Raw genomic sequence first — 3,277 nt, 5'->3', positions numbered from 1 at the left:
GGCGGCGATGGCCGGCACCTGCCACGGGCGCGGCGCCAGCACGGCCAGCAGCAGCGGCGCCGCCGCGCCCACGGAGAAAGTGGCCGCGGAAGCCAGCGCCGCCTGCACCGGACGGGCGCTCGTCATCTCCGACAGCCCAAGCTCGTCGCGCAAATGGGCCCCGAGGGCGTCGTGGGCCATCAACTGGCCGGCGACGGTGCGGGCCAGATCGGGCTCCAGCCCGCGCGCGACATAGATGCGGGCGAGTTCCTCCCGCTCGGCCGGCGCGTCGGTCGCGAGTTCCTGCCGCTCGCGCGCCAGATCCGCCCGCTCGGTGTCGGACTGCGAGCTGACCGAGACATATTCGCCGGCCGCCATCGACATCGCCCCCGCCACCAGCCCGGCGACGCCGGTCAGCAGCACCCCGCCCGGCGCGGTGGCGGCGGAGGCGACGCCGAGCATCAGGCTCGCGATGGAGATGATCCCGTCATTGGCGCCGAGCACGGCGGCACGCAGCCAGCCGATGCGGGCGATCAGATGCGATTCGCGGTGCGGGCGGGGCATGGCGGCGCGGCCTTTCGTGGGTCCTGGCCCGGAGGGCGGGTTCTTCCACCCGTCCGGGGCGTGGTGTAGATGCCCGCCCGGAGCAGACGGAACGCGCGCGATATCATGACAGCCCCCTACCCCGCCGCGGCGACGGAGCCGGAGGCCGACGGCCCGATCGTCCTGGCGCTGCCCAAGGGGCGCATCCTGGCGGAGGCCGGGCAGCTTCTGGCGCGCGCCGGTGTCGAGCCCGCCCCCGACTATGCCGACGAGGACAGCCGCCGGTTGCGCTTTCCGACCAGCGACCCGGCGCTCGACGTGATACGCGTCCGCCCCTTTGACGTCGCGACCTTTGTCGCCTTCGGCGCCGCGCAGATCGGGATCTGCGGCGCGGACGTGCTGATGGAGTTCGACTATTCGGAAATCTACGCGCCCCTCGATCTCGGCATCGGCGCCTGCCGCGTCTCGGTCGCGGAGCCGCGCGACACCGCCGGCAGCGACGATCCGCAGCGCTGGTCGCAGGTGCGGGTGGCGACGAAATACCCCAACATCGCCCGCCGCCACTACGCCGCGCGCGGAATCCAGGCGGAGATCGTCCACCTGAACGGCGCGATGGAACTGGCGCCCGGCATGGGGCTGTCGCGGCTGATCGTGGATCTGGTGCAGACCGGCTCCACGCTGAAGGCCAACGGGCTCGTCGAGACGGAGGTGATCGCCAAGGTCACGTCGCGCCTGATCGTCAACCGTTCGGCGCTGAAGACGCGGCCGGAGGCGATCGGCGCCTGGATCGCCCGCTTCCGCGCGGCGCTCGCCGGCACGGACAAGGCCGCGGCATGAGACGGCTTTCGACGGCCGATCCCGGGTTCGGCGCAACCTTCGACGCCCTGCTGGAAGAGGCGCGCGACACCACCACGCGCGTCGATGCCCCGGTCGCGGCCATCATCGCCGACGTGCGCGCGCGCGGCGACGCGGCGCTGATCGAGCTGACGGAGCGGTTCGACCGCGTGCGGCTGACCCCCGAAACCCTGCGTGTCACGTCCGCCGAGATCGACGCGGCGGTCGCCGCCGTGCCCGCCCCGCTGGCGGAGGCGCTGGAGGTGGCGGCGGGGCGGATCGAGGCGTTTCACGCGGCGCAGTTGCCGTCCGACCTGCGCATGACCGACGCGGCGGGCCTGACGCTCGGCATGCGCTGGACGCCGCTCGACGCGGTCGGGCTGTATGTGCCGGGCGGCAAGGCCGCCTATCCGTCGAGCGTGCTGATGAACGCGATCCCGGCCCGGGCGGCGGGGGTCGGGCGGATCGCGATGTGCGTGCCCACCCCGGACGGGATGCTGGCGCCACTGGTGCTGGCCGCCGCGCGGCGGGCGGGCGTGGACGAGATCTACCGCATCGGCGGCGCGCAGGCCGTCGCCGCCCTCGCCTGGGGCACCGCCACCATCCGTCCCGTCGACCGCATCGTCGGTCCCGGCAACGCCTACGTGGCGGAGGCCAAGCGGCAGGTGTTCGGCCGCGTCGGCATCGACAGCATCGCCGGCCCGTCCGAGGTCGTGGTCCTGGCCGACGGCCGGCAGAACCCGCGCCACGTCGCCCTCGACCTGCTGGCGCAGGCCGAGCATGACGAGGCGGCGCAGTCGATCCTGATCACCGACGACGCCGCGTTCGCCGACGCCGTCGCCGTGGCGGTGGAGATCGCGTTGCAGGCCCTGCCCCGCGCGGCGATCGCGGGGGCGAGCTGGCGGCGCAACGGCGCGATCGTGCTGGTGCGCGACTGGGACGAGGCGGCCGGCCTCGTCGATCGCCTCGCGCCGGAGCATCTGCAGATCATGACGGCCGAGCCCGAGGCGCTGTTCGGCCGCATCCGCCACGCCGGGGCCGCGTTCCTAGGCGCGTGGTGCCCGGAGGCGGTGGGCGACTACGTGGCCGGGCCGAACCATGTGCTGCCGACCGGCCGCACGTCGCGTTTCGCCTCAGGCCTGTCCGTCTACGACTTCCTCAAGCGCACGACCTGGGTCGCGGCGGACGCGGCGGCGCTCGGCCGCGTCGGACCGGCGGCGGTGGCGCTGGCGGAGGCCGAAGGGTTGCAAGCGCACGCCCGCAGCATTGCGATACGCCTCGACTCCGGTCAGCCGGCTTGACCCTCCCGCCCCCGGTGCGCATGTTCCCGCCGGATCAATGGGCGACCCCGCCCTTCAGATGAGGTTGGATGTCGAAAGAAGACATGATCGAGTTCAGCGGCACCGTCATGGAGCTGCTGCCGAACGCGATGTTCCGGGTGAAACTCGATAACGAGCATACGATCCTGGCGCATACCAGCGGCAAGATGCGGAAGAACCGCATCCGCGTGCTGGCCGGCGACCGGGTCAACGTCGAGATGACCCCCTACGACCTGACCAAGGGCCGTATCACCTTCCGCTTCAAGTAGCGTCGGGTACCGTGGCGCCGTGGCCGAGCCGCCCCCGCCCCCAGCTTGCCCGCCATCATCCCGTGCGCGCCCGCCGCGCCTGATCCTCGCCTCCGCCAGCGCCCGCCGGCTTGATCTGCTCGCGCAGATCGGCGTGGTGCCCGACCGCGTGGTCGCCACCGACATCGACGAACGCACCCGCCCGGGCGAGACGCCGCGCGTCTGCGCCGAGCGACTGGCCGCGGCGAAGGCGGCGGCGGTGGCGGATGCGGCGGACGGGTTCGTGCTGGCCGCCGACACGGTGGTTGGGCTGGGCCGCCGCATCCTCGGCAAGCCGGCTGACGCGGACGCGGC

General features: G+C 73.3%; 5 protein-coding genes. 4 read left to right on the top strand and 1 reads right to left on the bottom strand.

Annotation, left to right across the window (positions count from 1 at the left end; all coding sequences use genetic code 11):
* Window positions 1-543, bottom strand: a 543-nt coding sequence (locus B8460_RS14270; protein ID WP_048862281.1) for a VIT1/CCC1 transporter family protein, incomplete at its 3' end; no start/stop codon positions are given.
* 105 nt (window positions 544-648) lie between these two features.
* Between B8460_RS14270 and hisG the strand changes: the two genes are divergently transcribed.
* From hisG to B8460_RS14250, 4 genes are all read left to right on the top strand, one after another.
* Window positions 649-1,359 carry an ATP phosphoribosyltransferase gene (hisG, locus tag B8460_RS14265; RefSeq protein WP_048862280.1) on the top strand — a complete coding sequence of 237 codons (711 nt, stop codon included), beginning with the start codon at window positions 649-651 and terminating at the stop codon, window positions 1,357-1,359.
* On the top strand, window positions 1,356-2,657 hold the full coding sequence (gene hisD, locus B8460_RS14260) for a histidinol dehydrogenase (protein WP_048862279.1): 1,302 nt from the start codon (window positions 1,356-1,358) through the stop codon (window positions 2,655-2,657). The genes hisG and hisD overlap by 4 nt, the downstream gene beginning before the upstream one ends.
* A gap of 68 nt (window positions 2,658-2,725) precedes the next feature.
* A complete protein-coding gene (gene infA, locus B8460_RS14255) occupies window positions 2,726-2,944 on the top strand; it encodes a translation initiation factor IF-1 (RefSeq protein WP_048862278.1) in 219 nt (72 codons plus the stop codon).
* 19 nt (window positions 2,945-2,963) lie between these two features.
* Window positions 2,964-3,277 (top strand): Maf family protein (locus tag B8460_RS14250; protein ID WP_199445655.1); only part of this gene is annotated, 314 nt, incomplete at its 3' end.

It is taken from the genome of Acidisphaera rubrifaciens HS-AP3 (genome assembly GCF_000964365.1).
In the GTDB taxonomy this organism is placed as follows: domain Bacteria; phylum Pseudomonadota; class Alphaproteobacteria; order Acetobacterales; family Acetobacteraceae; genus Acidisphaera; species Acidisphaera rubrifaciens.
This window is presented reverse-complemented; position numbering and strand designations above follow the sequence as displayed.

Excerpts from the sequence above, each read along its gene's own strand:
- hisG (WP_048862280.1), top strand. The coding sequence starts at position 649 with ATGACAGCCCCCTACCCCGCCGCGGCGACGGAGCCGGAGGCCGACGGC.
- hisD (WP_048862279.1), top strand. The coding sequence starts at position 1,356 with ATGAGACGGCTTTCGACGGCCGATCCCGGGTTCGGCGCAACCTTCGAC.
- infA (WP_048862278.1), top strand. The coding sequence starts at position 2,726 with ATGTCGAAAGAAGACATGATCGAGTTCAGCGGCACCGTCATGGAGCTG.